Origin of the sequence: Cellulomonas sp. GbtcB1, from assembly GCF_019091725.1 — a bacterium.
GTDB lineage: Bacteria > Actinomycetota > Actinomycetes > Actinomycetales > Cellulomonadaceae > Cellulomonas.
This window is the reverse complement of sequence record NZ_JAGXJG010000004.1, coordinates 39,123-62,480: the sequence shown is the minus strand read 5'-3', so window position 1 is coordinate 62,480 and position 23,358 is coordinate 39,123. Positions and strand designations below refer to the sequence as shown.

General features: G+C 74.0%; 23 protein-coding genes. 18 read left to right on the top strand and 5 right to left on the bottom strand.

The annotated features are described in order from the left end of the window. Window positions 1–81 precede the first annotated feature (81 nt). The 3 genes from KVT14_RS02780 to KVT14_RS02770 all read left to right on the top strand — a co-directional run bounded on the left by KVT14_RS02780 (window position 82) and on the right by KVT14_RS02770 (window position 4,283). A complete protein-coding gene (locus KVT14_RS02780) occupies window positions 82–2,739 on the top strand; it encodes a sodium-translocating pyrophosphatase (protein WP_217614266.1) in 2,658 nt (885 codons plus the stop codon). Further along, window positions 2,736–3,812 carry a glycosyltransferase family 1 protein gene (locus KVT14_RS02775; protein WP_308160845.1) on the top strand — a complete coding sequence of 359 codons (1,077 nt, stop codon included), beginning with the start codon at window positions 2,736–2,738 and terminating at the stop codon, window positions 3,810–3,812. Before KVT14_RS02780 ends, KVT14_RS02775 begins: the two co-directional genes overlap by 4 nt. 96 nt (window positions 3,813–3,908) lie before the next feature. Further along, window positions 3,909–4,283, top strand: coding sequence for a hypothetical protein (locus tag KVT14_RS02770; RefSeq protein ID WP_217614265.1), 375 nt, complete (start codon window positions 3,909–3,911; stop codon window positions 4,281–4,283). 261 nt (window positions 4,284–4,544) lie between these two features. On the opposite strand, the gene pgi is transcribed toward KVT14_RS02770, so the two are convergent. The 4 genes from pgi to KVT14_RS02750 all read right to left on the bottom strand — a co-directional run bounded on the left by pgi (window position 4,545) and on the right by KVT14_RS02750 (window position 8,192). Beyond that, window positions 4,545–6,227 carry a glucose-6-phosphate isomerase gene (gene pgi / locus KVT14_RS02765; RefSeq protein WP_217614264.1) on the bottom strand — a complete coding sequence of 561 codons (1,683 nt, stop codon included), beginning with the start codon at window positions 6,225–6,227 and terminating at the stop codon, window positions 4,545–4,547. A gap of 88 nt (window positions 6,228–6,315) precedes the next feature. Further along, window positions 6,316–7,362 carry an LLM class flavin-dependent oxidoreductase gene (locus tag KVT14_RS02760; protein ID WP_217614263.1) on the bottom strand — a complete coding sequence of 349 codons (1,047 nt, stop codon included), beginning with the start codon at window positions 7,360–7,362 and terminating at the stop codon, window positions 6,316–6,318. Window positions 7,363–7,482: 120 nt separating this feature from the next. Then, complete coding sequence (locus KVT14_RS02755) at window positions 7,483–7,680, bottom strand: hypothetical protein (RefSeq protein ID WP_217614262.1); 198 nt, start codon at window positions 7,678–7,680, stop codon at window positions 7,483–7,485. A 14-nt stretch (window positions 7,681–7,694) separates the two neighbouring features. Next, entirely contained in the window at window positions 7,695–8,192 is a 498-nt protein-coding gene (locus KVT14_RS02750) for a hypothetical protein (RefSeq protein WP_217614261.1), read from the bottom strand. Between the two features lie 296 nt (window positions 8,193–8,488). Here KVT14_RS02750 and KVT14_RS02745 point away from each other — a divergent pair, with 296 nt between their 5' ends. The 11 genes from KVT14_RS02745 (at window position 8,489) to KVT14_RS02695 (ending at window position 19,007) form a co-directional block, all read left to right on the top strand. Continuing rightward, complete coding sequence (locus KVT14_RS02745) at window positions 8,489–9,697, top strand: ROK family transcriptional regulator (RefSeq protein ID WP_217614260.1); 1,209 nt, start codon at window positions 8,489–8,491, stop codon at window positions 9,695–9,697. 88 nt (window positions 9,698–9,785) lie between these two features. Further along, window positions 9,786–11,096, top strand: a complete 1,311-nt coding sequence (locus KVT14_RS02740; RefSeq protein ID WP_308160844.1) for an extracellular solute-binding protein — start codon at window positions 9,786–9,788, stop codon at window positions 11,094–11,096. Between the two features lie 71 nt (window positions 11,097–11,167). Then, the gene (locus tag KVT14_RS02735) at window positions 11,168–12,139 is read left to right on the top strand and encodes a carbohydrate ABC transporter permease (RefSeq protein WP_217614259.1); all 972 of its coding nucleotides are present in this window, start codon (window positions 11,168–11,170) and stop codon (window positions 12,137–12,139) included. Further along, a complete protein-coding gene (locus tag KVT14_RS02730) occupies window positions 12,136–13,107 on the top strand; it encodes a carbohydrate ABC transporter permease (RefSeq protein WP_147796118.1) in 972 nt (323 codons plus the stop codon). The genes KVT14_RS02735 and KVT14_RS02730 overlap by 4 nt, the downstream gene beginning before the upstream one ends. A gap of 1 nt (window position 13,108) precedes the next feature. Next, entirely contained in the window at window positions 13,109–14,203 is a 1,095-nt protein-coding gene (locus KVT14_RS02725) for an ROK family protein (protein WP_308160843.1), read from the top strand. After that, window positions 14,203–14,997, top strand: a complete 795-nt coding sequence (gene nagB, locus KVT14_RS02720) for a glucosamine-6-phosphate deaminase (RefSeq protein ID WP_217614258.1) — start codon at window positions 14,203–14,205, stop codon at window positions 14,995–14,997. Before KVT14_RS02725 ends, nagB begins: the two co-directional genes overlap by 1 nt. Before the next feature lie 2 nt (window positions 14,998–14,999). Continuing rightward, window positions 15,000–15,395: a DUF2200 domain-containing protein gene (locus tag KVT14_RS02715; protein WP_308160842.1), complete on the top strand. Its 396-nt coding sequence runs from the start codon at window positions 15,000–15,002 to the stop codon at window positions 15,393–15,395. Window positions 15,396–16,083: 688 nt separating this feature from the next. Then, entirely contained in the window at window positions 16,084–16,365 is a 282-nt protein-coding gene (locus tag KVT14_RS02710; protein WP_217614257.1) for a hypothetical protein, read from the top strand. A gap of 113 nt (window positions 16,366–16,478) precedes the next feature. Continuing rightward, window positions 16,479–16,862 (top strand): DUF3039 domain-containing protein, encoded by a 384-nt coding sequence (locus KVT14_RS02705; protein ID WP_210417289.1) that lies wholly within the window; start codon window positions 16,479–16,481, stop codon window positions 16,860–16,862. Continuing rightward, window positions 16,859–18,664 carry a DEAD/DEAH box helicase gene (locus KVT14_RS02700; protein WP_217614256.1) on the top strand — a complete coding sequence of 602 codons (1,806 nt, stop codon included), beginning with the start codon at window positions 16,859–16,861 and terminating at the stop codon, window positions 18,662–18,664. Before KVT14_RS02705 ends, KVT14_RS02700 begins: the two co-directional genes overlap by 4 nt. A gap of 187 nt (window positions 18,665–18,851) precedes the next feature. Beyond that, complete coding sequence (locus KVT14_RS02695; protein WP_168217007.1) at window positions 18,852–19,007, top strand: hypothetical protein; 156 nt, start codon at window positions 18,852–18,854, stop codon at window positions 19,005–19,007. Window positions 19,008–19,102: 95 nt separating this feature from the next. On the opposite strand, the gene KVT14_RS02690 is transcribed toward KVT14_RS02695, so the two are convergent. Continuing rightward, the gene (locus tag KVT14_RS02690) at window positions 19,103–20,440 is read right to left on the bottom strand and encodes a nicotinate phosphoribosyltransferase (protein WP_217614255.1); all 1,338 of its coding nucleotides are present in this window, start codon (window positions 20,438–20,440) and stop codon (window positions 19,103–19,105) included. Window positions 20,441–20,511: 71 nt separating this feature from the next. Between KVT14_RS02690 and clpS the strand changes: the two genes are divergently transcribed. The 4 genes from clpS to KVT14_RS02670 all read left to right on the top strand — a co-directional run bounded on the left by clpS (window position 20,512) and on the right by KVT14_RS02670 (window position 23,344). Then, entirely contained in the window at window positions 20,512–20,787 is a 276-nt protein-coding gene (clpS, locus tag KVT14_RS22235; RefSeq protein WP_246855404.1) for an ATP-dependent Clp protease adapter ClpS, read from the top strand. Further along, window positions 20,788–21,546 carry a DUF2017 family protein gene (locus KVT14_RS02680; RefSeq protein ID WP_217614253.1) on the top strand — a complete coding sequence of 253 codons (759 nt, stop codon included), beginning with the start codon at window positions 20,788–20,790 and terminating at the stop codon, window positions 21,544–21,546. It abuts the gene before it with no gap. A 10-nt stretch (window positions 21,547–21,556) separates the two neighbouring features. Next, entirely contained in the window at window positions 21,557–22,372 is an 816-nt protein-coding gene (gene murI, locus KVT14_RS02675; protein WP_217614252.1) for a glutamate racemase, read from the top strand. Window positions 22,373–22,540: 168 nt separating this feature from the next. Continuing rightward, window positions 22,541–23,344 (top strand): MBL fold metallo-hydrolase, encoded by an 804-nt coding sequence (locus tag KVT14_RS02670; protein ID WP_217614251.1) that lies wholly within the window; start codon window positions 22,541–22,543, stop codon window positions 23,342–23,344. Window positions 23,345–23,358: the final 14 nt, after the last annotated feature.

Sequence of the window (23,358 nt, the reverse complement as noted above, 5' to 3'; positions counted from 1 at the left end):
GCCGTACGTCTCATCCGGGGGACCCCGGCCGGTCCTAGCGTCGAGGGTGACAGCGAAGGCGCTCTCACCAGGGACCCGACCGTGAACACAGACGTCCGGACCGGCACCACCTCCTCGCGCGCACCGGCGGCTCCCGCCGACCGGCCCCCGACCGGCCGACGGCGACGGTGGCCCGCGCCCGCCGCGGCGGCCGCCGTCCTCGGGACCGTGCTCGCCGGGTGCGCGCCCGGCTCCGCCTCCGCCGAGGGCTCCGTGCACGGCGGGGAGGCGAGCCTGGTGCTGCCGGACCTCGGCGCCGTCACCGTGCTCGGCTCCGTGTCGGGGCGCCTGCTGCTCGGCCTCGGGCTCGTCGTGTGCGTGCTCGGCCTCGCGTTCGGCGTCGCCACCTACGTGCAGCTGCGCCGGCTCCCCGTGCACGCGGCGATGCGGGAGATCTCCGAGCTCATCTACTCGACCTGCCGCACCTACCTCACCCGGCAGGGCCGGTTCCTCGTCGTGCTGTGGGTGTTCATCGCCGCGGTGATCGTCGTCTACTACCGGGCGCTGGTCGGGTTCGAGTGGGGCCGGGTCGCCACGATCATCGCGTTCAGCCTGCTCGGCATCGCCGGGTCGTACGCCGTCGCCTGGTTCGGGATCCGGGTCAACACGCTGGCGAACTCCCGGACCGCGTTCGCGTCGCTGGCGGGCAGGCCGCTGCCGGTGCACCGGATCCCGATGCAGTCCGGCATGTCGATCGGCATGGTGCTCATCAGCCTCGAGCTGCTGATGATGCTGGTCATCCTGCTGTTCCTCCCGGCGGACGTGGCGGGCGCGTGCTTCATCGGGTTCGCGGTCGGCGAGTCGCTCGGCGCGTCGGCGCTGCGGATCGCGGGCGGCATCTTCACGAAGATCGCCGACATCGGCTCCGACCTGATGAAGATCGTGTTCAAGATCAAGGAGGACGACGCCCGGAACCCCGGCGTGATCGCCGACTGCACCGGGGACAACGCGGGCGACTCCGTGGGCCCGAGCGCCGACGGCTTCGAGACCTACGGCGTCACCGGCGTCGCGCTCGTGACGTTCGTGCTGCTCGCGGTCGACGACCCGCTCATGCAGGCGACCCTGCTGGTCTGGCTGTTCGTGGTCCGGGCCGTCATGGTCATCGCCTCGGCGGTGTCGTACCTCGCGAACGACGCGTGGACCCGCCGCCGGTACGCCGCCGCCGAGCGGATGGACTTCGAGAAGCCGCTCACGTCCCTGGTCTGGCTGACCTCGGTCGTGAGCATCGCGCTCACCTACCTGACGACCTGGGCGGTGCTCGGGCACCTCGACGGCGTCGGCGACGGGCTGTGGTGGAAGGTCGCGACGATCATCTCCTGCGGCACCCTCGCCGGGGCGCTCATCCCCGAGCTGGTCAAGGTGTTCACCTCCACCAACAGCCGGCACGTCCGCGAGGTCGTCACGTCCTCCCGCGAGGGCGGGCCGTCGCTCAACATCCTGTCCGGGCTGGTGGCCGGCAACATCTCGGCGTACTGGCTCGGCATCACGGTCGTGGCGCTCATGGGCGGGGCGTTCCTGATCAGCGAGCAGGGGCTGGACCAGGTCATGGTCGCCCCCGCGGTGTTCGCGTTCGGGCTCGTGGCGTTCGGGTTCCTCGGCATGGGGCCCGTGACGATCGCCGTCGACTCGTACGGCCCGGTGACCGACAACGCGCAGAGCGTCTACGAGCTGTCCCTGGTCGAGGAGCTCCCCGGCGCGGCCGAGCAGATCGAGGCCGAGCACGGGTTCGCCCCGCGGTGGGAGCCGGCCAAGCGGATGCTCGAGGAGAACGACGGCGCGGGCAACACCTTCAAGGCGACCGCGAAGCCGGTGCTCATCGGCACGGCGGTCGTCGGGGCGACCACGATGATCTTCTCCATCATCATGGCGCTCACCGAGGGCCTCACCACGGGGCTCGACAACTTGTCGCTGCTGCACCCGCCGTTCCTGCTCGGCCTGGTCACAGGCGGCGCGATGATCTTCTGGTTCACCGGCGCGTCCATCCAGGCCGTGACCACCGGCGCATACCGGGCGGTCGAGTTCATCAAGGCGAACATCCACCTCGACGGCGGCGAGCGGGCCAGCGAGGCGGACTCCCGCCGGGTGGTGGAGATCTGCACCCAGTACGCCCAGCGCGGCATGCTGACGATGTTCCTCGCGATCTTCTTCGCCACGCTGGCGTTCGCGTTCGTCGAGCCGTTCTTCTTCATCGGCTACCTGGTGTCGATCGCGGTGTTCGGGCTGTACCAGGCGATCTTCATGGCGAACGCGGGCGGCGCCTGGGACAACGCCAAGAAGATCGTCGAGGTCGACCTGCACGCCAAGGGCACCGCGCTGCACGACGCGACCATCGTCGGCGACACCGTGGGCGACCCGTACAAGGACACCTCCTCGGTCGCGCTCAACCCGGTCATCAAGTTCACGACGCTGTTCGGGCTGCTGGCCGTCGAGCTCGCGGTGAGCCTCACCGGCGACGGGCGCGGGACGCTCGTGCACGTCCTGGCCGGCGTGTTCTTCGTGACGTCGGCCGTGTTCGTCTACCGGTCGTTCTACGGGATGCGGATCGGCGGGGCGCCCGCGGGGGAGGAGGACCCGGCCGAGCCGGAGCCCGAGGAGCCGGCCGAGCCCGGGGCGCCGGCGGGCGGCGTGCTGCCGCGCCAGGGTGGCGCGGGTGCGGGAGCCGACGACGCCGGCACCCTCGTCGACGCCGAGGGGCGGTGAGCGGCGTGCGCGTCGCGGTCAAGCACGACGACGTCCTGGTCGACGCCGACGGCCGGGTCGCCGGCCACGACGCGGCCGCCACCCTGGTCCGCCGGCTGCTGCGGGTGTTCCCCGGCTCGGTGCTGATCGGGCCGGGGCCGCGGCGCTGCGACGGGTTCGACCTGCTGCCGCTCGAGTTCGTCGACGGCGACGGCACCGTCGTCATCACGATGGACGTGCTCGACTCGGTGCAGGTGTGGCAGACCCTGCGCGCGGGCGGGTGCGCGGACCCGCGGGTGATGAACTTCGTGTGGTGGGACGCCACCCGGTACCCGCACCCCGTCGAGCAGGCCGCGCTCGCACTGTCCTGCGCGCTGTTCCCGACGTTCGCCAACTCGGCGCGCACCGCCTCCGAGATCCGCGAGCTGATCGCCCGGCTGACCGTGCCGGCGCTCGGGGAGCGGGCCCGCACCGGGTGGGTCAACCTCGGGTTCCGGGTCGACCACGTCCGGCCGCGGCACGAGCCGGACGTCCCGGTCGTGCTGTACCCGGCGATCTACGTCTCCGAGCGCAAGCAGCCGCGGCTGTTCCTCGAGGTCGTCGACCGCGTGCAGCGCCGTACCCCGATCCGCGTCGAGGCCCGGCTGCACGAGTCGCACCTGGTCTCCGAGACCGCGATGCGGATGTCCGAGCGGCCGTGGTGCTGGGTCGGCCCGCTCACCGCGACCCGCGACTCCTACTGGGAGGCGCTCGGCCGGACCACGGCGTTCCTCGCGACCGCCACCGAGGAGTCCTACGGGCTGGAGTACGTCGAGGCGCTCGCGGCCGGCGCCGTCGGCGTGTTCCCGGACCTGCCGTGGGCGCGGGCCCTGCTGCCGGACGGCTACCCGTACCTCTACCGGACGCCCGACGAGGCCGCCGACCAGCTCGAGGTCGCGGTGACCCGGACCGCCGCCTGTCGGCGCGAGCTCGACGCGGTCGCCGGCGGCTCGTTCGTGCGCTGGCTGTCCGCGCACCACGACGACGACACGTTCGACCGCACGGTCGTGGCGCGGGTCCGGGACTGGTTCGGCGACGTGCCGACGGCCGGGTGAGTGGCGCCCGCGGCCGCTGACCAGGCCTCACCCGGAGGGTCTTGACCCGGCCCGCGATCGGCGGGACGCTGGCCTGCCGCACGCACCGCAGCGCTGATGAGCCGAGGGGGTCTCATGGGACGGGTGGCCGTCGTGCTGGCCGGCGTGGCCGTGCTGGCGCTCCAGGTGTGGTTGACGCTGTACGCCCAGGTCGTGCTGGCCTACGAGGCCGCCGTCCTCGCCGCCGTGCTCGTCGGGGTCGCCCTGCGCGCGTCCGTGCGCGCGCGCCGCCGCCGGGACCGCGCCGACGCGGCCCGGTGGCCCGACGCGGACGGGATCCCGGTCCCGCAGCCGACGGTGCTCGTCGGCGGCCCGGTGCTCCCGCCGGTCGACGCGGGCCTGGCGTCGCCCCCGGTCCCGACGCAGGTCGAGGACCGGGCGGACCCGCTGGACGACCTCCTGGGCCGCCGCCGCCCGCGCCCGGTCGCCTGAGCGCGCCCGCCGACGCGCCGCGCGCCCCGCACGCCGCCCTCCCCGCCCCGCCCTCCCCGCCCCGCCCGCCCCGCCCGGGCCGCCGAGGGGGCAGTCGACACGTCGAGCGTGTAGCCGTCGACTACTCCCTCGACGTGTCGACTACTCGCTCGGCGCGGACGCTGGCGCGCCCGCCGGCGCGGCGGGGGCCGCCAGGGACGGCGACGGGCCCGCCGCGACCGTCGTCGCGGCGGGCCCGTGCGTGGCTGGCCGGGGTGGGGGTCAGCCCTGGCGCAGGTCCAGGTAGCGCGCGATCAGGGAGCGGGTCGACGGGTCCTGGGCCGCCAGCGCATCCGCGTCGCCCTCGACCGCCGGGGCGATCTCGAGCGCGAGCTTCTTGCCGAGCTCGACGCCCCACTGGTCGAACGAGTCGATGCCCCAGACGACGCCCTCGACGAACGTGATGTGCTCGTACAGCGCGATGAGCTGGCCGAGCACCGACGGGGTCAGCGACGGGGCCAGGATCGACGTGGTCGGGCGGTTCCCCGGGAACACGCGCGCCGGGACGATCTCCTCGGCGGTGCCCTCGGCGCGCACCTCGTCCGCGGTCTTCCCGAACGCCAGCGCCTTGGTCTGCGCGAAGAAGTTCGCCAGGAACAGGCCGTGCACGTCGGTCTCGCCGTCCTTCAGCGGGTGCGCCGGGTTGGCGACCGCGATGAAGTCCGCCGGGATCAGCCGGGTGCCCTGGTGGATCAGCTGGTAGAACGCGTGCTGGCCGTTGGTGCCGGGCTCGCCCCAGAACACCTCGCCGGTCTCGGTCGTCACCGGGGTGCCGTCCCAGCGGACCGACTTGCCGTTCGACTCCATGGTCAGCTGCTGCAGGTACGCCGGGAACCGGTGCAGGTACTGGGCGTACGGCAGGACGGCGTGCGTGTGCGCGTCCAGGAAGTTGACGTACCAGACGTTGAGCAGGCCCATGAGGACCGGCACGTTCTGGTCGAACGGCGTGGTGCGGACGTGCTCGTCGACGGCGTGGAAGCCCTCGAGGAACTCGCCGAAGGCGTCCGGGCCGATCGCGATCGCCAGCGAGGTGCCGATCGCCGAGTCGACCGAGTAGCGCCCGCCGACCCAGTCCCAGAACCCGAACGCGTTCTCCGGGTCGATGCCGAACGCGGCGACCTTGTCGAGCGCCGTCGACACCGCGACGAAGTGCTTGGCGACCGCGCCGGTGCGGGCCTCCTCGGTGTCCTCGATCGCGCCGGTGGCGACGAGCTCGCGCCACAGCCAGTCGCGGGCGAGCCGCGCGTTGGTGAGCGTCTCGAGTGTGCCGAAGGTCTTGGAGGCGACGACGAACAGCGTCGTCGTCGGGTCGAGGTCCCGGGTCTTCTCCGCGATGTCGGTCGGGTCGATGTTCGACACGAACCGCACCTCGAGGCCGTCCTGCACGTACGGCTTGAGCGCCTCGTACGCCATGACCGGGCCGAGGTCCGAGCCGCCGATGCCGATGTTCACGACGGTCGCGACGCGCTCGCCGGTGACGCCGGTCCACTCGCCGGAACGGACCTTGTCGGCGAACGCGGCGATCTTCGCGAGCACCTCCTGCACGTCGGCGTCCACGTCCTGGCCGTCGACGACGAGGGTGGGCTCCGCGTCGGCCGGGCGGCGCAGCGCGGTGTGCAGCACGGCGCGGTCCTCGGTGACGTTGATGTGCTCGCCGGCGAACATCGCGTCGAGCCGGGCCTTCAGGCCGACCTGGTCCGCGAGGGCGACGAGCAGGGACAGGGTCTCGTCGGTGACGAGGTTCTTCGACAGGTCGACAGTGAGGTCGGCCAGCTGCCGGGTCAGGCGCGTCGCGCGCTCGGGGTCGGCGTCGAACCAGCCCCGCAGGTCGGGGAGGAACGACTCCTCGTGCGCGGTCAGGGCGGTCCAGGCGCCGGTGGTGGTGGCGTCGACGGGTGCAGTCACGGCGAGTCCCTCTCGGAAGCAAGATCCAACAGGTCACACCGTATCGAGGCCGGGGCGGTGGGCGAGCGGGACGTGCGGCCCGCCCGGGTCAGCCCAGGGCCTCGCGGACGAGCGGGGCCACCTGGGTGCCCAGCAGCTCGATCGCGCGCAGGCTCTCCCGCTGCGGCACGCCACTCAGGTCCATCTGGAAGATCTGCCGGTCGTGCCCGAGCGCGGCGTGCAGCGCGACGATGCGGTCCGCGACCTCGTGCGGCGACCCGACGAAGTAGGCCCCGCCCTTCGCTGCCTGGGACTCGAACGCGATCCGGTTCGGGATCGCGAACCCGCGCTCGGCGGCGATCCGGCGCATCGTGCTGAGCCAGTACGGGAAGAAGAACTCCCGCGCCTGCTTCGCGTCGTCGGCGACGAACCCCATGCCGGCGACCTCCACGCGCTGCGTGGCGGGGTCGTGGCCGCCCTCCGCGTGCGCGGCCCGGTACAGCCGCACCAGCGGGGCGAAGTCCGCGGGCCTGCCGCCGATGATCGCGTAGGACACGGGGAGGCCGAGCCGGCCCGCGCGGTCCGAGGACGCCGGGTTGCCGCCGGTGGCGACCGCGATCCGCAGGTGCTCGCCGAGCCCGGGCTTGTCGAGCGGGCGAGGCAGCACCTCGGCGGCGTGCAGCGGCGCGCGGAACCGGCCGGACCAGGTGACTGGGTTGCCGCGGTCGATCCGGAGCAGGAGCCGGATCTTCTCGTCGAACAGATCGTCGTAGTCGTCGAGCGAGGCGCCGAACAGCGGGTAGGACTCGATGAACGACCCGCGCCCCGCGAGCAGCTCCACGCGGCCGCCGGACAGCAGGTCCATCGTCGCGAACTGCTGGTAGAGCCGGACGGGGTCCTCGGTCGACAGCACGGTCACGGCGCTGCCGACGCTGATCCGCTCGGTCTGGGCGAGCGCCGCCGCGATCACGGTCGCGGGGGAGGAGATGGCGTAGTCGGGGCGGTGGTGCTCGCCGATGCCGACGTGGTCCAGGCCGACCTCCTCGGCGAGGCGGACCCGCTCCAGCACGTCGCGCAGGCGCTGTGCGGGGGAGGTCACCGCGCCGGTGACCGGGTCGGGGTGGATGTCGCCGAACGTGTACAGGCCGAGCTCCATGCCCGGTGCAGCGCGGGGGAGGGGCGGGGCATTCCCTGACGAACGGGGTCGGGTGGAGCGTTCTGCCCGACACGCTCCGGCGTGTCGGGCAGAACGCTCCGGTCCACGGGTGGCGCCGGGTCACGAGGCGTCGTGCTCGCGGACGCGGCGCCGACGAGCCCGGACGTGCACCACGGTGGCGATCGTGAACGGCACGACGAGCAGCGCCACGGCGCCGAGCAGCACGGCCCAGAACGCCCGGGCGGTCGTCGGAGAGCTCAGTGCCGCAGTGGTCGCGCCGACCAGAACGAGGGTGACCGTCGCGACGAGCGCCCGCACGGGGTGCCGGATCTCTAGCGGACGCACTTGTACCCCCGGGCCACCGCGATCTCGAGCCGGGACGGGCAGAAGCCGTTGCGGTTCACCCACGTCGCTGCGGCGGCGAGCGCAGCGCTCACACCGACGCACACGGCGATGCCGCCGGTCGCGCACGCCAGAGCCGCAAGGCCCGCAGCACCTCCGTTCGCGAGCATGCTCTGCTCCGTGCGGTTCAAGTAGATGTAGATGGTCCGCCCCACTCCCACCGACAGCGGTTCCGCGGGGGTCGCGGTCGTCCCGGGGAGCGTGACGACGTAGCTGCCGGTCCCGAACTGCGCGACCGTCGCACCGTCAGGGAGGTCGCCAGGCAGGTCGGCGAGATCCCTGACCTCCGCGGTCGCGGTCGGTGCGGGCGGCGGGGGTTCCGCGGAGCGGTCGGTCGTGGTCGGGGACGCCGTCGCCGGTATCGCGGCCAGGACCAGGGCTGCGGTCGTGATCGCGACGAGCGCGGTGCGGACACGTGAGGTGTTCATGGTCGACTCCTTCGTCGGTCCGGCGACTGGGCGCCGCCCGGTCCTCCCAGCCTGACGAGGCTCAGGGGTGGCCCTCGGGCCGGCGCCGGGTACTCACCGTGCGTAACCGGTTCCATGGACCGGCGGGGACGAGAACGGCAACCGGCATAGGTGGACTCAGTCCAACAATGAGTGGCGGCTGAGTGGAGGCGGCCCGCCCGCGCCGCATGTCGCCCTTGTGAACGCCCGGTCACGAAGTGGTCACGGTCACACGAACTCCTTGACGGTGGATTAGTAAGGAAGGTCTACTAACAAACATGACAGTGTCCGAGCCGGTGACGACGCCGGCCGTGCGGCCGTCCACCTCGGGCCACCGGGGGGTCGGGCGCACACTCCGCCCGACGGGCAAGGTGCTCCCCGAGCACGCCCGGGCGCACAACCGGTCGCTCGTCCTGCAGCACCTGTTCCACCAGGGCCCGTCGTCCCGCGCCGACCTCGCGCGCAGCACCGGCCTCACCCGCGTCACGGTCTCCGACCTGGTGTCGGTGCTCATCTCCGAGGGCCTGGTCGCCGAGCTCGGCGTCCGCCCGGAGGGGAGGGTCGGCAAGCCGGCGACGCTCGTCGGGATGCGGACCGAGGAGTTCCAGGTCGTCGCGGTCGACCTCGCGGACGACGCCAGCCTGCGCGGCGCGGTCATGACGCTCACCGGGGTGGTCGTCGCCCGGCGCACCGTCTCGCTCGACGGCCGGACCGGCGACGCCGCGGTCGCGGTGCTCGAGGACCTGTGCCGCGAGCTGCTCGCCGCCGCGGACCGGCCCGTCGTCGGCGTCGGCATCGGGTCGCCCGGCGTGATCGACGCCGCCGGGGTCGTCGTGCAGGCGCCCAACCGCGGCTGGTACGACTTGCCGCTGGCCGCGCTGCTCGCCGAGCGGCTCGGCGTGCCGGTGCAGGTCGCCAACGACGCGAACACCCACGCGCTGGGGGAGTACACGTACGGCGGCGCGTCCGGCGCGGGCCTCATGGTCGTCACCGTCGGCCAGGGCCTCGGCGCCGGGATCGTGCTGGACGGCGCGCTGGTGCGCGGCCCCGCGCACGCCGCCGGGGAGATCGGGCACGTCACCGTGGTCGACGACCGCGACGTGCGGGCCGGCGACCCCGAGCCCCGGCCGTGCGCGTGCGGGCGCGCCGGCTGCCTGGAGACGCTGCTCTCCCTGCCCGCGCTGCGCCGCGCCACCGCCGGCCGCAGCCCCGAGGAGTCCGACGCGGTGCTCGCGTCGGTCGGACGGAAGCTGGGCGTGGCCCTCGCTCCCGTCGTCAGTGCCCTCAACCTCGCCGAGGTCCTGCTCTCGGGTCCCCCGGAGCTGCTGGACGGAGCCCTCAGGGTCGAGGCGCTCGCCACGCTCCGGGCCCGGACCCTGCCCCTGCTGGGGCAGGACCTCGTGCTGCGGATGGGTTCGCTGGACGAGGACGGGGCGCTCTCCGGCGCCGCGGCCCTCGTGCTGTCCGGTCAGCTCGGGGTCACGTGACGACCCCGAGCCGACCGCTTGCAGTGCCGGTACCACCACCCCCGGCGGGGCTTGCAGGCCCCGCCTCGCATCAGGGAGGAACACCAACGTGAAGATCGTACGGATGGCAGCCGTCGGTGTGGCGGCGGCGCTCGTGCTGACCGCCTGCTCGTCGGGCGACGACGGCGGCTCGACCGGGTCCGACGGGACCCCCGAGGCCGCGGAGATCACGCTCTGGCTCAACGGGGCGGACACCCCCGACGAGCTGCGCGACTACCTCAAGACGACCTTCGAGGAGGAGAACCCCGGGTCGACCCTCGTCATCGAGGAGCAGGACTGGAACGACGTCGTCACCAAGCTGACGACGGCGCTGCCGGACGAGGCGAACACGCCCGACGTGGTCGAGATCGGCAACACGCAGTCGCCGACGTTCACCACCATCGGCGCGTTCCGCGACCTCACCCCGCTCTACGACGAGCTCGGCGGCGACGACCTGCTGCCGTCGTTCGTCGAGGTGGGCAAGGCGGACGGCAAGAACTACGCGCTGCCGTACTACTTCGGTTCGCGCTACATGTTCTACCGCGCCGACCTCTGGTCCGCCGCGGGCCTCGAGAAGCCGACGACGCTCTCCGAGTTCGCCGACGACGTCAAGGCGCTCAAGACCGACAGCCAGTCGGGCTTCGCGATCGGCGGCCAGGACTGGCGCAACGGCATCTCCTGGGTGTTCGCGAACGGCGGCGAGCTCGCCACCGAGGACGGCGGCGAGTGGACCTCGACGCTGTCCGACCCGAACACGATCAAGGGCCTCGAGGAGTGGCAGGACGTCTACGCGGGCTCGTCCAACGTGCCGGCCACCGAGCGCGACGTGGCGTACTGGGACTTCCTGAACGACGGCACCGACGGCGCCGCCCCGGCCGCCGCGACGATCATGGCGCCGGGCTGGGCCCGCTGGTCGATCGGCGACCTCACCACGAACGACGACGGTGAGGAGGTCCGCGACGGCATGGTGGACGAGTCGAAGTTCGACATCTTCGCCCTGCCCGGCGTGGACGGCGGCATCGCGCCCGTGTTCGCGGGCGGGTCGAACATCGCCATCTCGGCCAAGTCCCAGCACCCGGAGCTGTCCGAGAACCTGCTGCGGATCATCTTCTCGCCCGAGTACCAGCAGATGCTCGGCGAGAACGGCCTCGGCCCGGCGAACGCGCAGTACGTCGACGCCCTCGGCGACGACAAGTTCGCCACCACGATGATCGAGACCGCGGCGGCCTCCAAGCTCACCCCGGCCGCGCCGGGCTGGGCGGCCGTCGAGGCGGCGTTCGTCTACGAGGAGCTGTTCCAGGCGATCGCCGAGGGCGGTGACGTGACCGAGCTCGCCGCGCAGTACGACGAGAAGATCACGCCGATGCTCAACGGCCAGTGACGTCCTCCCGGCCGCGGGGCACGCGCCCCGCGGCCGGGACCGTCCGGCCACCGCTCGTCAGGAGAGGTGCCATGTCCACCACCGCGGCCCGCCCCGGGCCGGCCACCCCGCCCGCGCCGCCGGCGGCCCCCGCGCCCGCCGCGGGCCGGCCCCGTCGCCGCCGGCCCGGCCTCACCGCCTACGTCCTGCTGGTCCCCGCCGTCCTCGTCCTGCTCACCGGCATGGGGTACCCGCTGTACTGGCAGGTCGTCACGTCAATGCAGGAGTTCGGCCTGGCGCAGCAGTTCGGCCAGCCGCCGACGTTCGTCGGGCTCGACAACTACGCCCGCATCTTCACCGACGACCGGCTCTGGGCCGTCGTCGCCCGTTCGATCGTGTTCTGCCTGGTCAACGCGTTCGCCACCGTGATCCTCGGTGTGCTGTTCGCGCTGCTGATGAAGGCCGTGCACCCGGTCGTCCGGATCGTGCTGCAGGTCGCCCTGCTGCTCGCCTGGGCCATGCCGATGGTCGCCGCCGTCACCGTGTGGAAGTGGCTGTTCGACTGGCGCACCGGCGTCGTGAACTGGCTGCTCGTCCAGCTGGGCTTCGACCAGTACAGCGGGCACGCGTGGCTCGCCCAGCCGCTGTCGTTCTTCTTCGTCGCGACCGTGATCATCGTGTGGATGTCGGTGCCGTTCGTGGCGCTGTCCGTCTACGCCGCGCTGACGCAGGTGTCCGACGAGGTGCTCGAGGCCGCCCGCATCGACGGCGCCGGCCCGACCCGGATCCTCTGGCACATCACGATGCCGCTGATCCGCCCCGTGCTGTCGATCGTGCTGCTGCTGCAGATCATCTGGGACCTGCGGGTGTTCGCGCAGATCCGGCTGCTGCAGGACAGCGGCGCTCCGGTCAGCGAGACCAACCTGCTCGGCAACTTCATCTTCGAGCTCGGCATCGGCCGGCAGGACTTCGCCGGCGCGGCCGCCGTGTCGATCTTCGTGCTCGCGCTGACCGTGCTGCTGAGCTGGCCGTACGTCCGGAACCTGCTGAAGGAGGACGCATGAGCGCCACCACGTCCCCCGCGGGCCCCGCTGGGTCGGTGGACCCGGTCGCCGCCCCGCCGGCCCGTGCCGGGACGCCCGCCGTGCCGAGCGCCTCCGGGCCCGGACCGCGCCGGGGAGCCGCCGGGGGCCGGGTCGGGCGCCGGGTCCGCCGCGCGCTGCTCGGGCTGCTGGCCGTCGTCATCGCCGTCGTGTGGGCGTTCCCCGTCTACTGGATGGTGCTGTCCTCGGTGCTGCCGGGCTCCCGGCTGCGGTCCACGACGCCGACCTTCCTGCCCACCGGCGCCACCCTCGCGAACTTCCGGTCCGTGCTGGACGGCGCCGGGTTCGGCACCGCGCTGCGGATGAGCCTGGCGATCACCGCGGTCACCGTCGTGGCCGTGCTGGTGTTCGCGTTCCTCGCGGCGCTCGCGATCAGCCGGTTCCGGTTCCGCGGGCGGCTGACGTTCGTCATCGCGGTGCTGTTCGTGCAGATGCTGCCCGCCGAGGGCCTGTTCATCGCGCAGTACAAGATGCTGTCCTCGGTCAACCTGCTGAACAGCGTCATCGGCGTCTCGGTCCTGTACACCGCGGCCGTCGTGCCGTTCACGATCTGGATGCTCCGCGGGTTCGTCGCCGGCGTGCCGATCGAGCTCGAGGAGGCCGCGATGGTCGACGGGCTCAGCCGGGTCAAGGCGTTCCTGCGGATCACGTTCCCGCTGCTCGCGCCCGGCCTGGTCGCGTCGGGGGTGTACGCGTTCCTGCAGGCGTGGAACGAGTTCACCGTCGCGCTCGTCGCGCTGCCCGCCGAGTCCGCCCGCACGCTGCCGCTGTGGCTGCGGTCGTTCCTCGCGTCGTCCGCGAACCGCGGCGTCGACTGGGGCGAGGTCATGGCCGCGTCGACCCTCATCGCCGTCCCCGTGATCGTCTTCTTCCTGCTGGTGCAGGGCAGGATGACCTCGGGGCTGGTGTCCGGAGCGGTGAAGGGCTGACGTGGACGAGCTGATGACCTGGCCGCGCGGGGCGTCCGCGGGGCCGGAGGGGTCGGGCGTGCCGGCGCCGGCCGGGGCCGTGGCCGCCGGGGTCGGGGCGGCCGTGCCGCTCGGGGGAGCGCCGGCGGTCGCCGCCGAGGTGGCCACCACCGTCGAGGGCGGTCCGGACCTCGCCGCGGGGTGGTCCGTCGGGCTCGACGTGGGCGGCACCAAGACGCTCGGCGTGCTCGTCGCGCCGGACGGCGCCGTGGGCCCGTCGGTGCGGCTCGCCGCCCGGTCCGGGGGCGACGGCGTCGCCGGGACCGCCGCGGAGGCCGTGCGGGCGCTCGTCGCGGAGGCCGGCCTGCCCGCGGGCGCGCTGGCGGGCGTCGGCATCGGGCTGCCCGGGATCGTCGACCCCGCGAGGGGCCGCGTCGAGCACGCGGTGAACCTCGGGATCGAGGCGGCGGTGCCGCTCGCGGCGCAGGTGTCGGCCGCGCTCGACGGGGTGCCGGTGCGGCTCGAGAACGACCTCAACGTGGCCGCGCTCGGCGCGGCGCACCTGCTGCCCGACCCGGCGCCCGACCTCGCGTTCCTCGCGCTCGGCACCGGCCTGGCCGCGGGCCTCGTGCTGGACGGCCGGCTGCGGCGCGGCGCCTCGGGCGTGGCCGGCGAGATCGGCCACCTGGTGCACGTCCCCGGTGGGCTGCCGTGCCCTTGCGGGCAGCGCGGCTGCCTCGAGCAGTACGCGTCCGGCGGGGCGCTGTCCGCCGCGTGGCCCGGTCCCGGCGACCGCCCGGCCCCGGTGGCCCTGTTCGAGGCGGCCGACTCCGGGGATGCTGGTGCCGTGGCGGTGCGCGACCGGTTCGCCGGGGCCGTGGCCGCCGCGGTGCGCGTTCTCCTGCTCACCACCGACGTCGCGCACGTCGTCGTCGGGGGCGGGGTCGCCGAGCTCGGCGACCCGCTGCTGCGGGTGGTGCGCGCGCGGCTGGACGACGAGGCCCGGGACTCCGCGTTCCTGGCCGCGATGCACATGGCGGAGCGGGTGTCCCTCGCGCCGCGCGGAGTGCCGGTGGGTGCCGTGGGTGCCGCGCTGGTCGGACGGAAGGAGTCCTGATGGAGGTCGTCATCGCCCCGGGCCCCGAGCTCGCGCGGCTGGCCGCCGACGCGATCGAGCGGGTCGTGCGCGGGCGCGCCGCGGACGGCGGGCACGCGGTGCTCGGCATCGCCACCGGGTCCAGCCCGCTGGCCGTCTACGACGAGCTCGCCCGCCGGCACGCGGAGGAGGGGCTGTCCTTCGCCGGGGTGCGCGCCTTCATGCTCGACGAGTACGTCGGCCTGCCCGCCGACCACCCCGAGCGGTACCGCAACGTCATCGAGAAGGAGTTCGCGTCCCGCGTCGACATCGACCCGGACGACGTGCACGGGCCCGACGGCCTCGCGTCGGACATCCCGGGCGCGTGCGCGGCGTACGAGGCGGCCATCGCGGACGCCGGCGGCGTGGACGTGCAGATCCTCGGCGTCGGCACCGACGGGCACATCGCGTTCAACGAGCCCGGGTCGTCGCTGGCGTCCCGCACCCGGATCAAGACGCTGACCCGCCAGACCCGCGAGGACAACGCGCGGTTCTTCGGCGGCGACGTCTCGCAGGTGCCGACGCACTGCCTCACCCAGGGCCTCGCGACGATCATGTCCGCGCGGCACGTGGTGCTGCTCGCCAGCGGGAAGCACAAGGCCGAGGCCGTGCACCAGCTCGTCGAGGGCTCGGTCAGCGCGATGTGGCCCGGCACGATCCTGCAGCACCACCCGCACGCGACGGTCCTGGTGGACGAGGCCGCGGCCGGCCGGCTGCAGCTGGCGTCGTACTACCGGGAGACGTTCGACGCGAAGCCCGGCTGGCAGGGGATCTGAGCGTGGCGGGGGTGAGTGCGGCGGGCGGTTCGGGCACTGTCGGCGCGGCCGGAGGGCACCGGATCTTCGGGACGCCGTTCGCGGCGATCTACCCGCACTACGTGACGAAGGTCGAGCGCAAGGGCCGTGACGTCGCCGAGCTCGGCGAGGTCCTGGAGTGGCTGACCGGCTACGACGAGGCGGGCCTGGCCGCGGCCCTGGCGGACGACCGGACGCTCGCGGAGTTCTTCGAGCGGGCCCCGGCGATGAACCCGAACACGACGCTGATCCGGGGCGTGGTCTGCGGCGTGCGGGTGGAGGATATCGAGGACCCGCTCATGCAGCAGATCCGCTGGATGGACAAGCTGGTCGACGAGCTGGCCCGCGGCAAGAAGCTGCAGAGCATCCTCCGCTCGTAGCGGCGCGCCGGCCGAGGTCGTCGGTTCCGCCCGAGGTCGTCGGTTGCGCACCCCCTCAGATGGACGCAACCGACGACCTCGGCGATGGCTGTCCACAGATCTCGGCGGACCACACCGTCGCCGTCCGGCCCCGCGGGATCGTGAGGGATGGCCGACCTCGAGATCTCCGACGTGCTGCTGGTCCGTGATGCTGCCGTCTCGTCCGGGCGGCTCCGCCGACGGCCCGACCTCGAGCGGGTGCGACGAGGCGCGTACGTGGAGCGAGGCGAGTCGCTCGGCCCTGCGCGGGACCGGCGGCGGATCGCTCTCGCCCGGATCCGGGCGGTCCACCGGCAGACGTCGGGAGCGCGGTGGTTCAGCCACGAGTCCGCCGCGCTCCTCTGGGGGTGCGACGCCGTCGGCATCTCCGGCTTGACGCACCTCATCCAGCCGACCCGGCCGCGGAGCCGGGGAGACGATCCCGTCGTACGGCATCACGGCGACCTGCCTGCGGAGGACCGGGCCGAGGTGTCCGGGCTCCCGGTGACGACGCTCGTCCGGACGGTGGTGGACTGCGCGGCATCCTTGCCCCCCGATCGAGGGCTCGTGATCGCCGACTCGGCACTCCGAGCCGGGGCTGACGCGGGCGCGCTCGACACGGCCCTGGCCGCTCGGTCGGGGGGCTCGCGGGATCGTCCGGGCGAGAGACGTGATCGCCCTCGCGGACGGTCGCGCGCAGTCACCGGGGGAGACGCTGCTGCGCTGGTCGCTGCACTCCGGAGGACTGCCCCCGCCGGAGCTGCAGGTGGAGGTGGTCACACGCCGCGGCCGGTTCTTCCTCGACCTCGGGTGGCCGGTGCCCCGGGTCGCGGTGGAGGATGCGCTGGAGGAGGAGGGTTGGCGCGTGCTGCGCGTCACCTGGGACGACCTCCGCGCGCCCGCGCCCCTGGTGGCTCGCGTCGCCCGTGCCCTGTCGCGCTCGTCACGCTGACGAGGTCGGGGGTTCCGCCCGAGGTCGGTGTTTGCGCCACCTCCCATCTGGACGGAACCGACGACCTCGGCGAAGGCCCGGGGGCGTCGGAGGGGCCGCGTACAGTTGTCGGCATGAGTGAGCCCCTGCCGCCGAGCACCGAGCCGGACCGACTCTCGGACCCCGGCACCGGCGCCGGGACCGGGCTGCTCGAGCGGCCCGCCGAGCAGACCGCCGAGCCCGGGGACCACGAGCGCTTCGCGCACTACGTGCGCAAGGAGAAGATCATGGAGTCGGCGATGTCCGGCAAGCCCGTGGTCGCGCTCTGCGGGAAGGTGTGGGTGCCGGGCCGGGACCCGAACAAGTTCCCCGTGTGCCCGGTGTGCAAGGAGATCTACGAGGGCCTCCGGGAGCCGCAGGACGGCGGCGACGGGGACTCCGGCAAGGGCTCGGGCGGCGGACGCCGCTGGGGCTTCGGCCGCGGCAAGGGGTCCGGCGACTCCTCCGGCGGACAGTGAGCGCCGCGGACCGCCCCGCCTCCGCACCCAGCACGCACGCCTCGCCGTCAGCAGCATCGCAGCTGCCCCCGGCGTTCCCTGCGCGTGCGCCCTGGGGGACGGCGGGCAAGCTGCGTGCCTGGCAGGCCGAGGCCCTCGAGCAGTACCTGACGACCGAGCCGCGGGACTTCCTCGCGGTCGCGACGCCGGGTGCGGGCAAGACGACCTTCGCGCTCCGCATCGCGACCGAGCTGCTGCAGGCCGGCATCGTGCGCCGCGTGACCGTCGTCGCGCCCACCGAGCACCTCAAGCACCAGTGGGCCGACGCCGCCGCGCGGGTTGGCATCAAGCTCGACCCGAACTTCAAGAACTCCCAGGGCCGGCACGGGCACGGCTTCGACGGCGTGGCGCTGACCTACGCCGGCGTCGCGTCCAAGCCCGCGCTGCACGCCGCCCGCACGACCGCCGCCCGCACGCTGGTGATCCTCGACGAGGTGCACCACGGCGGCGACGCGCTGTCCTGGGGCGACGCGGTGCACGAGGCGTTCGAGGGCGCCACCCGTCGGCTGTCGCTGACCGGCACCCCGTTCCGGTCCGACACGGCGCAGATCCCGTTCGTCGAGTACGAGCGCGGCGTCGACGGCATCCGCCGCAGCAAGGCCGACTACACCTACGGGTACTCCGAGGCGCTGCGGGACCACGTCGTCCGCCCCGTGCTGTTCCTCACGTACTCCGGTTCGATGCGCTGGCGCACCAAGGCCGGCGACGAGGTCAGCGCCCGCCTGGGCGAGCCGCTGACCAAGGACATGACCGCGCAGGCGTGGCGCACGGCGCTCAACCCCGACGGCGAGTGGATCCCGTCCGTGATCGCCGCGGCCGACCGCCGGCTGACCGAGGTCCGCCGCACGGTCCCGGACGCCGGGGCCATGATCATCGCGACCGACCAGACCGACGCGCGCGCCTACGCCGGGCACATCGCCCGGCTCACCGGGAAGTCGCCGACGGTGGTGCTGTCGGACGACGACGGCGCGAGCGCCCGCATCGACGAGTTCTCCGCCTCCGACGAGCGCTGGCTGGTCGCGGTCCGCATGGTGTCCGAGGGCGTCGACGTCCCGCGGCTCGCGGTCGGCGTCTACGCCACCAGCACGTCGACGCCGCTGTTCTTCGCCCAGGCCATCGGCCGGTTCGTCCGTGCCCGCAAGCGCGGCGAGACCGCGTCGGTGTTCCTGCCGAGCGTCGCCCCGCTGCTGGCGCTCGCCAACAGCATGGAGGTCGAGCGGGACCACGCCCTCGACCGCCCGCTGACCGCGGAGGAGCAGGGCGAGGGCTACAACCCCGAGGACGCGCTCGTCGCGCAGGCGAACCGCGCCGAGAAGGGGTCGGACGCGCTGCAGGGCACGTTCGAGGCCCTCGAGGCGCAGGCGTCGTTCGACCGCGTGCTGTTCGACGGCGGCGAGTTCGGCACGGGCGCGGACGTCGGCTCGGACGAGGAGCTCGACTTCCTCGGCCTGCCCGGCCTGCTCGACCCCGACCAGGTGACGACGCTGCTGCGGCAGCGCCAGGCGAGCCAGCAGAGCGCCAAGCGGTCGAAGGCCCAGCCGGTCGAGGACCGGGCCGAGATGGACCACCGCAAGCAGGCCGAGCTGCGCAAGGAGCTCGCCCAGCTGGTGGGCGCCTGGTCCCGCAAGAGCGGCCAGCCGCACGGCGCGGTGCACACGGAGCTGCGGCGCCGGTGCGGCGGGCCGGAGGTGGCCCTGGCGGACCCGAAGCAGCTCGAGGCGCGGGTGGCGATGCTGCGCGGGTGGTTCGTCGGCAAGCGCTGACCGACGTCACATCCGGTACGGACCCGCAGGTCAGCGGGTCGGCGTGTACCACCGGCCGCGGGATCCGCAACCCGTGCGCTCGACGTGCCGAACCTCAGGATCGGTGCCATCGTCATCCCCGTGAACAGCGCGTTCACCGGGAGAAACCCGGTGGGCGCGATGCCGTAGGACGAAAGGGAGCCGTCAGATGCCTACGTGGCTGATCCTCATCATCATCGGTGCCGTGCTGCTCATCGTCGGCGTGGCGGTCGAGGCCGCCAAGATCCTCATCTGGATCGGTATCGCCGTCCTCGTCGTGAGCCTGATCCTCGGGCTGCTGCGTCGAGGGAAGGCCCGCGTGTAGCGACACCGCACCACGCACGACGACGCCCGCGCACCCCCCTGGAGCGCGGGCGTCGTCGTGTGCCCGGGGTTCCGCGGCCCGCGGCCCCGCAGCCCTCAGAGCGTGAGCGTCACCGTCGGGATCGCGGCCTCGTCGGCCGAGAGGCGCCGGGCGCCGCGCGGGAGCTCGTCCCGGGACGCCGCGTGCCGGGCCGTCGCCGCGGCCACGCCCTCCGCCCCGGTCAGGCCCGGGAGCACCTCGCCGTCGGTCACCAGCGGCACCACCAGGGCGCGCAGGTCGTCCTCGGCCGGCGCCCACGCCGCGACCGCCTCGTCGGGGCCGTCGACCACGACCTCCTCGACCGCCCGGCCGTCGCCGTCGAGCCGCCGGGCCGCGGACTTCCGCCCGCCGACCGACTCCTTGGCCTTCGACGCCTTCGCGACCGGCGCGAGCCGGCCGTCCGACCCCTCGCGGGCCACGAGCTTGTAGACCATGCCGCAGGTCGGCGCGCCGGAGCCGGTGACCAGCGAGGTGCCGACGCCGTAGGAGTCCACGGGGGCGACCGCCAGCGCCGCGATCGCGTACTCGTCCAGGTCGGAGGTGACGACGATCTTCGTGCCCCGCGCGCCGAGGCCGTCGAGCTGGGCCCGGACCTCCTGCGCGAGCACGCCGAGGTCGCCGGAGTCGAGCCGCACCGCCCCGAGCCCGGGGCCGGCCGCGGCGACGGCCCGCTCGACGCCCCGCCGCACGTCGTAGGTGTCGACCAGCAGGGTCGTGCCGGCGCCCGCCGAGGCGACCTGCGCGGCGAACGCGGCCTCCTCGTCGTCGTGCAGCAGCGTGAAGGCGTGCGCGGCGGTGCCGATCGTGGGCAGCCCGTACCGGCGGCCGGCCTCCAGGTTGGACGTCCCGGCGAACCCGGCGACGGCGGCGGCACGCGCAGCGGCGACGGCGGCCTGCTCGTGCGCCCGGCGGGCGCCCATCTCCAGGACCGGCCGGCCGATCGCGGCCGAGGTCATCCGGGACGCGGCCGACGCGATCGCGGAGTCGTAGTTGAGCACCGAGAGCACGACGGTCTCGAGGAGCACGGCCTCGGCGAACGTGCCCTCGACGGTCAGCACGGGGGAGTGCGGGAAGAACATCTCGCCCTCGGCGTAGCCGTGGACCGAGCCGGTGAACCGGTAGTCCGCGAGGTACGCCAGCGTGGCGTCGTCGACGACGCGCTCCCGGGCCAGCCAGTCCAGCTCCTCGGGGCCGAACCGGAAGTCGGCGAGCGCCTCCAGGACGCGCCCCGTCCCGGCGAGCACGCCGTACCGGCGGCCGTGGGGGAGGCGCCGCGTGAACACCTCGAACACGCACCGGCGGTCGGCGGTGCCGTCCGCGAGGGCGGCCTGGAGCATGGTGAGCTCGTAGCGGTCGGTCAGCAGGGCCGTGCTCGGCGCGCTCGGTGCGGTCATGTGCCCACGGTAGGCGCCGACCTGCGGGTCCGCGTCGCCGCGGGACCTACAGTGGTCGGGTGTCCGTGGAGATCGCACCCGAGGAGACCGCCCGCGCCGACGGGCAGCTCGCCGACGCCTGGGTCACGATCGTCTGGAACGACCCCGTGAACCTCATGTCCTACGTGACCTACGTCTTCCGGTCGTACTTCGGCTACCCCCAGGAGAAGGCGGAGAAGCTGATGCTCGAGGTGCACGAGGAGGGGCGCTCCGCCGTGTCGACGGGCAACCGCGAGCAGATGGAGGTGGACGTGCAGGCCATGCACTCGTTCGGCCTGTGGGCCACCCTGCAGCGGAGCGACGCCTAGGTGCGGGCGTTCCGGCGGGACGGCGACGAGCTCGTCGCGGAGGTCGACCCGGGTGAGCGCGAGGTGCTCGCGACCGTGGTCGCCGACGTCGCGGAGCTGCTGGGCGGCGGGCGGTTCGAGGACCGCGCCCGGGAGACGGGCAGCGCGCGGCCGGGGAGCGGCACCGCGCCCGACGACGCCGCGGCGCTCGCCATGCGGCTGCGGCTCGACCCGCTGCCCGCGCCCGACGACCCGGCGGTGCACCGGCTGCTGCCCGACGCGTCGCGGGACGACGACGCGGTGGCGGCGGAGTTCCGCCGGCTCACCGAGGACGACCTGCGCCAGCAGAAGATCGACCGGCTGGCGGTGCTGTTCGACGCGCTGACGGTCGAGGCGCTGGGGCACGAGGGCGACGAGTCCGGCGACGAGCCGCGCGGCCCGGGCGCCCCCGACGACGACCCCCCGCACGGCCGGCGCCGCCGCCGGTCCCGGGGCCGGCACGAGGCCGTCGCGGTCGTGCGCGTCACGAAGGAGCGGGCCCCGGCGCTCGCTGCCACGCTCACCGACGTGCGCCTGGTGCTCGGCGAGCGGCTGGGCGTCGTCGACGAGGAGGCGAGCGAGCGGCTGGAGCACGAGGTGGTCCGCGGCCGCCCCGGCGACGCGGAGGGGCAGGCCCGGCAGTACCTCGGCTCGGTGTTCCTGGCGCTCGGCTGGTGGCAGGAGACGCTGATGGCGTGCCTGCTCGCCGACCTGCCGGACGCCCCCGGCCGCCGGGACTAGGATCGGTGCCGTGAACGACGCACCCATCGGGATCTTCGACTCGGGGGTGGGTGGGCTCACCAACGCGCGGGCGATCATCGACCAGCTCCCGCACGAGTCGGTGCTCTACATCGGCGACACCCTCAACACCCCGTACGGCACGAAGCCGCTGGCGGCGGTCCGCGCGCACGCGCTCGAGGTGATGGACGACCTGGTCGACGCCGGCGTGAAGATGCTGGTCATCGCCTGCAACACCGCCTCGTCCGCCGTGCTGAGGGACGCCCGCGAGCGGTACACGCTGCGCCGCGGCCTGCCGGTGGTCGAGGTGATCCTGCCGGCCGCGCGCCGGGCGGTCGCCGCGACGCGCACCGGCAGGATCGGGGTGATCGCCACCGAGTCGACGGTGAAGTCGAAGTCGTACGACGACGCGTTCGCCGTGGCCCCGGGCGTGCAGCTGACCACCCAGGCGTGCCCGCGGTTCGTGGAGTTCGTCGAGGCGGGCGTCACCTCCGGGCCGGAGCTGCTGAGCGTCGCCGAGGAGTACCTGCGCCCGGTCAAGGAGGCCGGCGTCGACACGCTGGTGCTCGGCTGCACGCACTACCCGCTGCTGACGGGGGTGATCTCGTACGTCATGGGCGAGGACGTCACGCTGGTGTCGTCCGCGGAGGAGACCGCCAAGGACGTGTACCGCCAGCTGGTGGCGCACGACCTCGAGCGGGACCCGGCCGCCGGCGCCCCGGAGCACCGGTTCCTCGCGACCGATGACCCGGACTCGTTCGCGACGCTGGCCCGGCGGTTCCTCGGCCCCGAGGTGCGGCACGTGGAGGCGCGCGGCGCGCTGCGCTGAGCCGGGGCGCGGTCGCGACGCCCGTCGGGGCCCCGCCGCCCCGTGACGAGCGACACGTCCCCGCGGGGACCGACGGCCGCCCGCCGCGGCGCCCCGCACGGCATCATGGCTCCCTGGGCCGCCGTCGGACGTCGGTGCGCCGACACGCAGCGGAAGGGGCACCCGCGGATGAGGCTCGTGGTCGTCGGCAGCGCGGGCTCGTTCCCCGGCCCGGACTCGGCGGCGTCGTGCTACCTGGTGCAGGCCGAGGGGCCGGACGGCGCGGGCGGCACCCGGACCTGGAACGTGCTGCTCGACCTCGGCAACGGGGCGCTGGGCCCGCTGCAGCGGCACCTCGCCCCGGCCGACCTCGACGCGGTCGCGATCAGCCACCTGCACGCCGACCACGTCGCCGACGTCGTCGTGCTCGGCGTCATGCTGCGCTACGACCCGCGCGGCGCCCGGCCGACGCCGCTGCCGCTGCACGGCCCCGAGGGCGTCCGCGAGCGGCTGGCGCAGCTGTCCGGCCACGACCCGGCGACCAGCACCGCCGACCACCTCGCGCTGGGCACCTGGCGCGCGGGGGAGCCGGTGCGGGTCGGGCCGCTGACGATCGAGCCGGTGCCCGTCGAGCACCCCGTGCCCGCGTTCGGCTTCCGGGTCACCGGGCCGTCCGAGGCCGACCCGGCGCGCACGGTGACGCTCGCGTACACCGGCGACACCGACGAGTGCCCCGGCCTGGACGAGCTGGCGGCGGACGCGGACCTGCTGCTCGCCGAGGCCGCCTACCTGGAGTCGACGCCCGGCGCGCCGCGCGGCGTGCACCTGACGGGGCGGCGCGCGGGCCTGGCTGCGCAGCGCAACGGGTCCCGCCGGCTGCTGCTCACGCACCTGGTGGCGTGGAACGACCCGGCGGAGAGCCTCGCCGAGGCGGCCGCGGCGTACGACGGGCCGCTGGACCTGGCCCGGCCGGGGACGGTCGTCGCGCTCTGAGGCCCGGCGCGGGT

Coding starts and splice junctions, on each gene's coding strand:
- KVT14_RS02770 (WP_217614265.1), top strand. CDS start 3,909: ATGAGCCGAGGGGGTCTCATGGGACGGGTGGCCGTCGTGCTGGCCGGC.
- KVT14_RS02760 (WP_217614263.1), bottom strand. CDS start 7,362: ATGGAGCTCGGCCTGTACACGTTCGGCGACATCCACCCCGACCCGGTC.
- KVT14_RS02750 (WP_217614261.1), bottom strand. CDS start 8,192: ATGAACACCTCACGTGTCCGCACCGCGCTCGTCGCGATCACGACCGCA.
- KVT14_RS02745 (WP_217614260.1), top strand. CDS start 8,489: ATGACAGTGTCCGAGCCGGTGACGACGCCGGCCGTGCGGCCGTCCACC.
- KVT14_RS02735 (WP_217614259.1), top strand. CDS start 11,168: ATGTCCACCACCGCGGCCCGCCCCGGGCCGGCCACCCCGCCCGCGCCG.
- KVT14_RS02730 (WP_147796118.1), top strand. CDS start 12,136: ATGAGCGCCACCACGTCCCCCGCGGGCCCCGCTGGGTCGGTGGACCCG.
- nagB (WP_217614258.1), top strand. CDS start 14,203: ATGGAGGTCGTCATCGCCCCGGGCCCCGAGCTCGCGCGGCTGGCCGCC.
- KVT14_RS02705 (WP_210417289.1), top strand. CDS start 16,479: ATGAGTGAGCCCCTGCCGCCGAGCACCGAGCCGGACCGACTCTCGGAC.
- KVT14_RS02695 (WP_168217007.1), top strand. CDS start 18,852: ATGCCTACGTGGCTGATCCTCATCATCATCGGTGCCGTGCTGCTCATC.
- KVT14_RS02690 (WP_217614255.1), bottom strand. CDS start 20,440: ATGACCGCACCGAGCGCGCCGAGCACGGCCCTGCTGACCGACCGCTAC.
- KVT14_RS02670 (WP_217614251.1), top strand. CDS start 22,541: ATGAGGCTCGTGGTCGTCGGCAGCGCGGGCTCGTTCCCCGGCCCGGAC.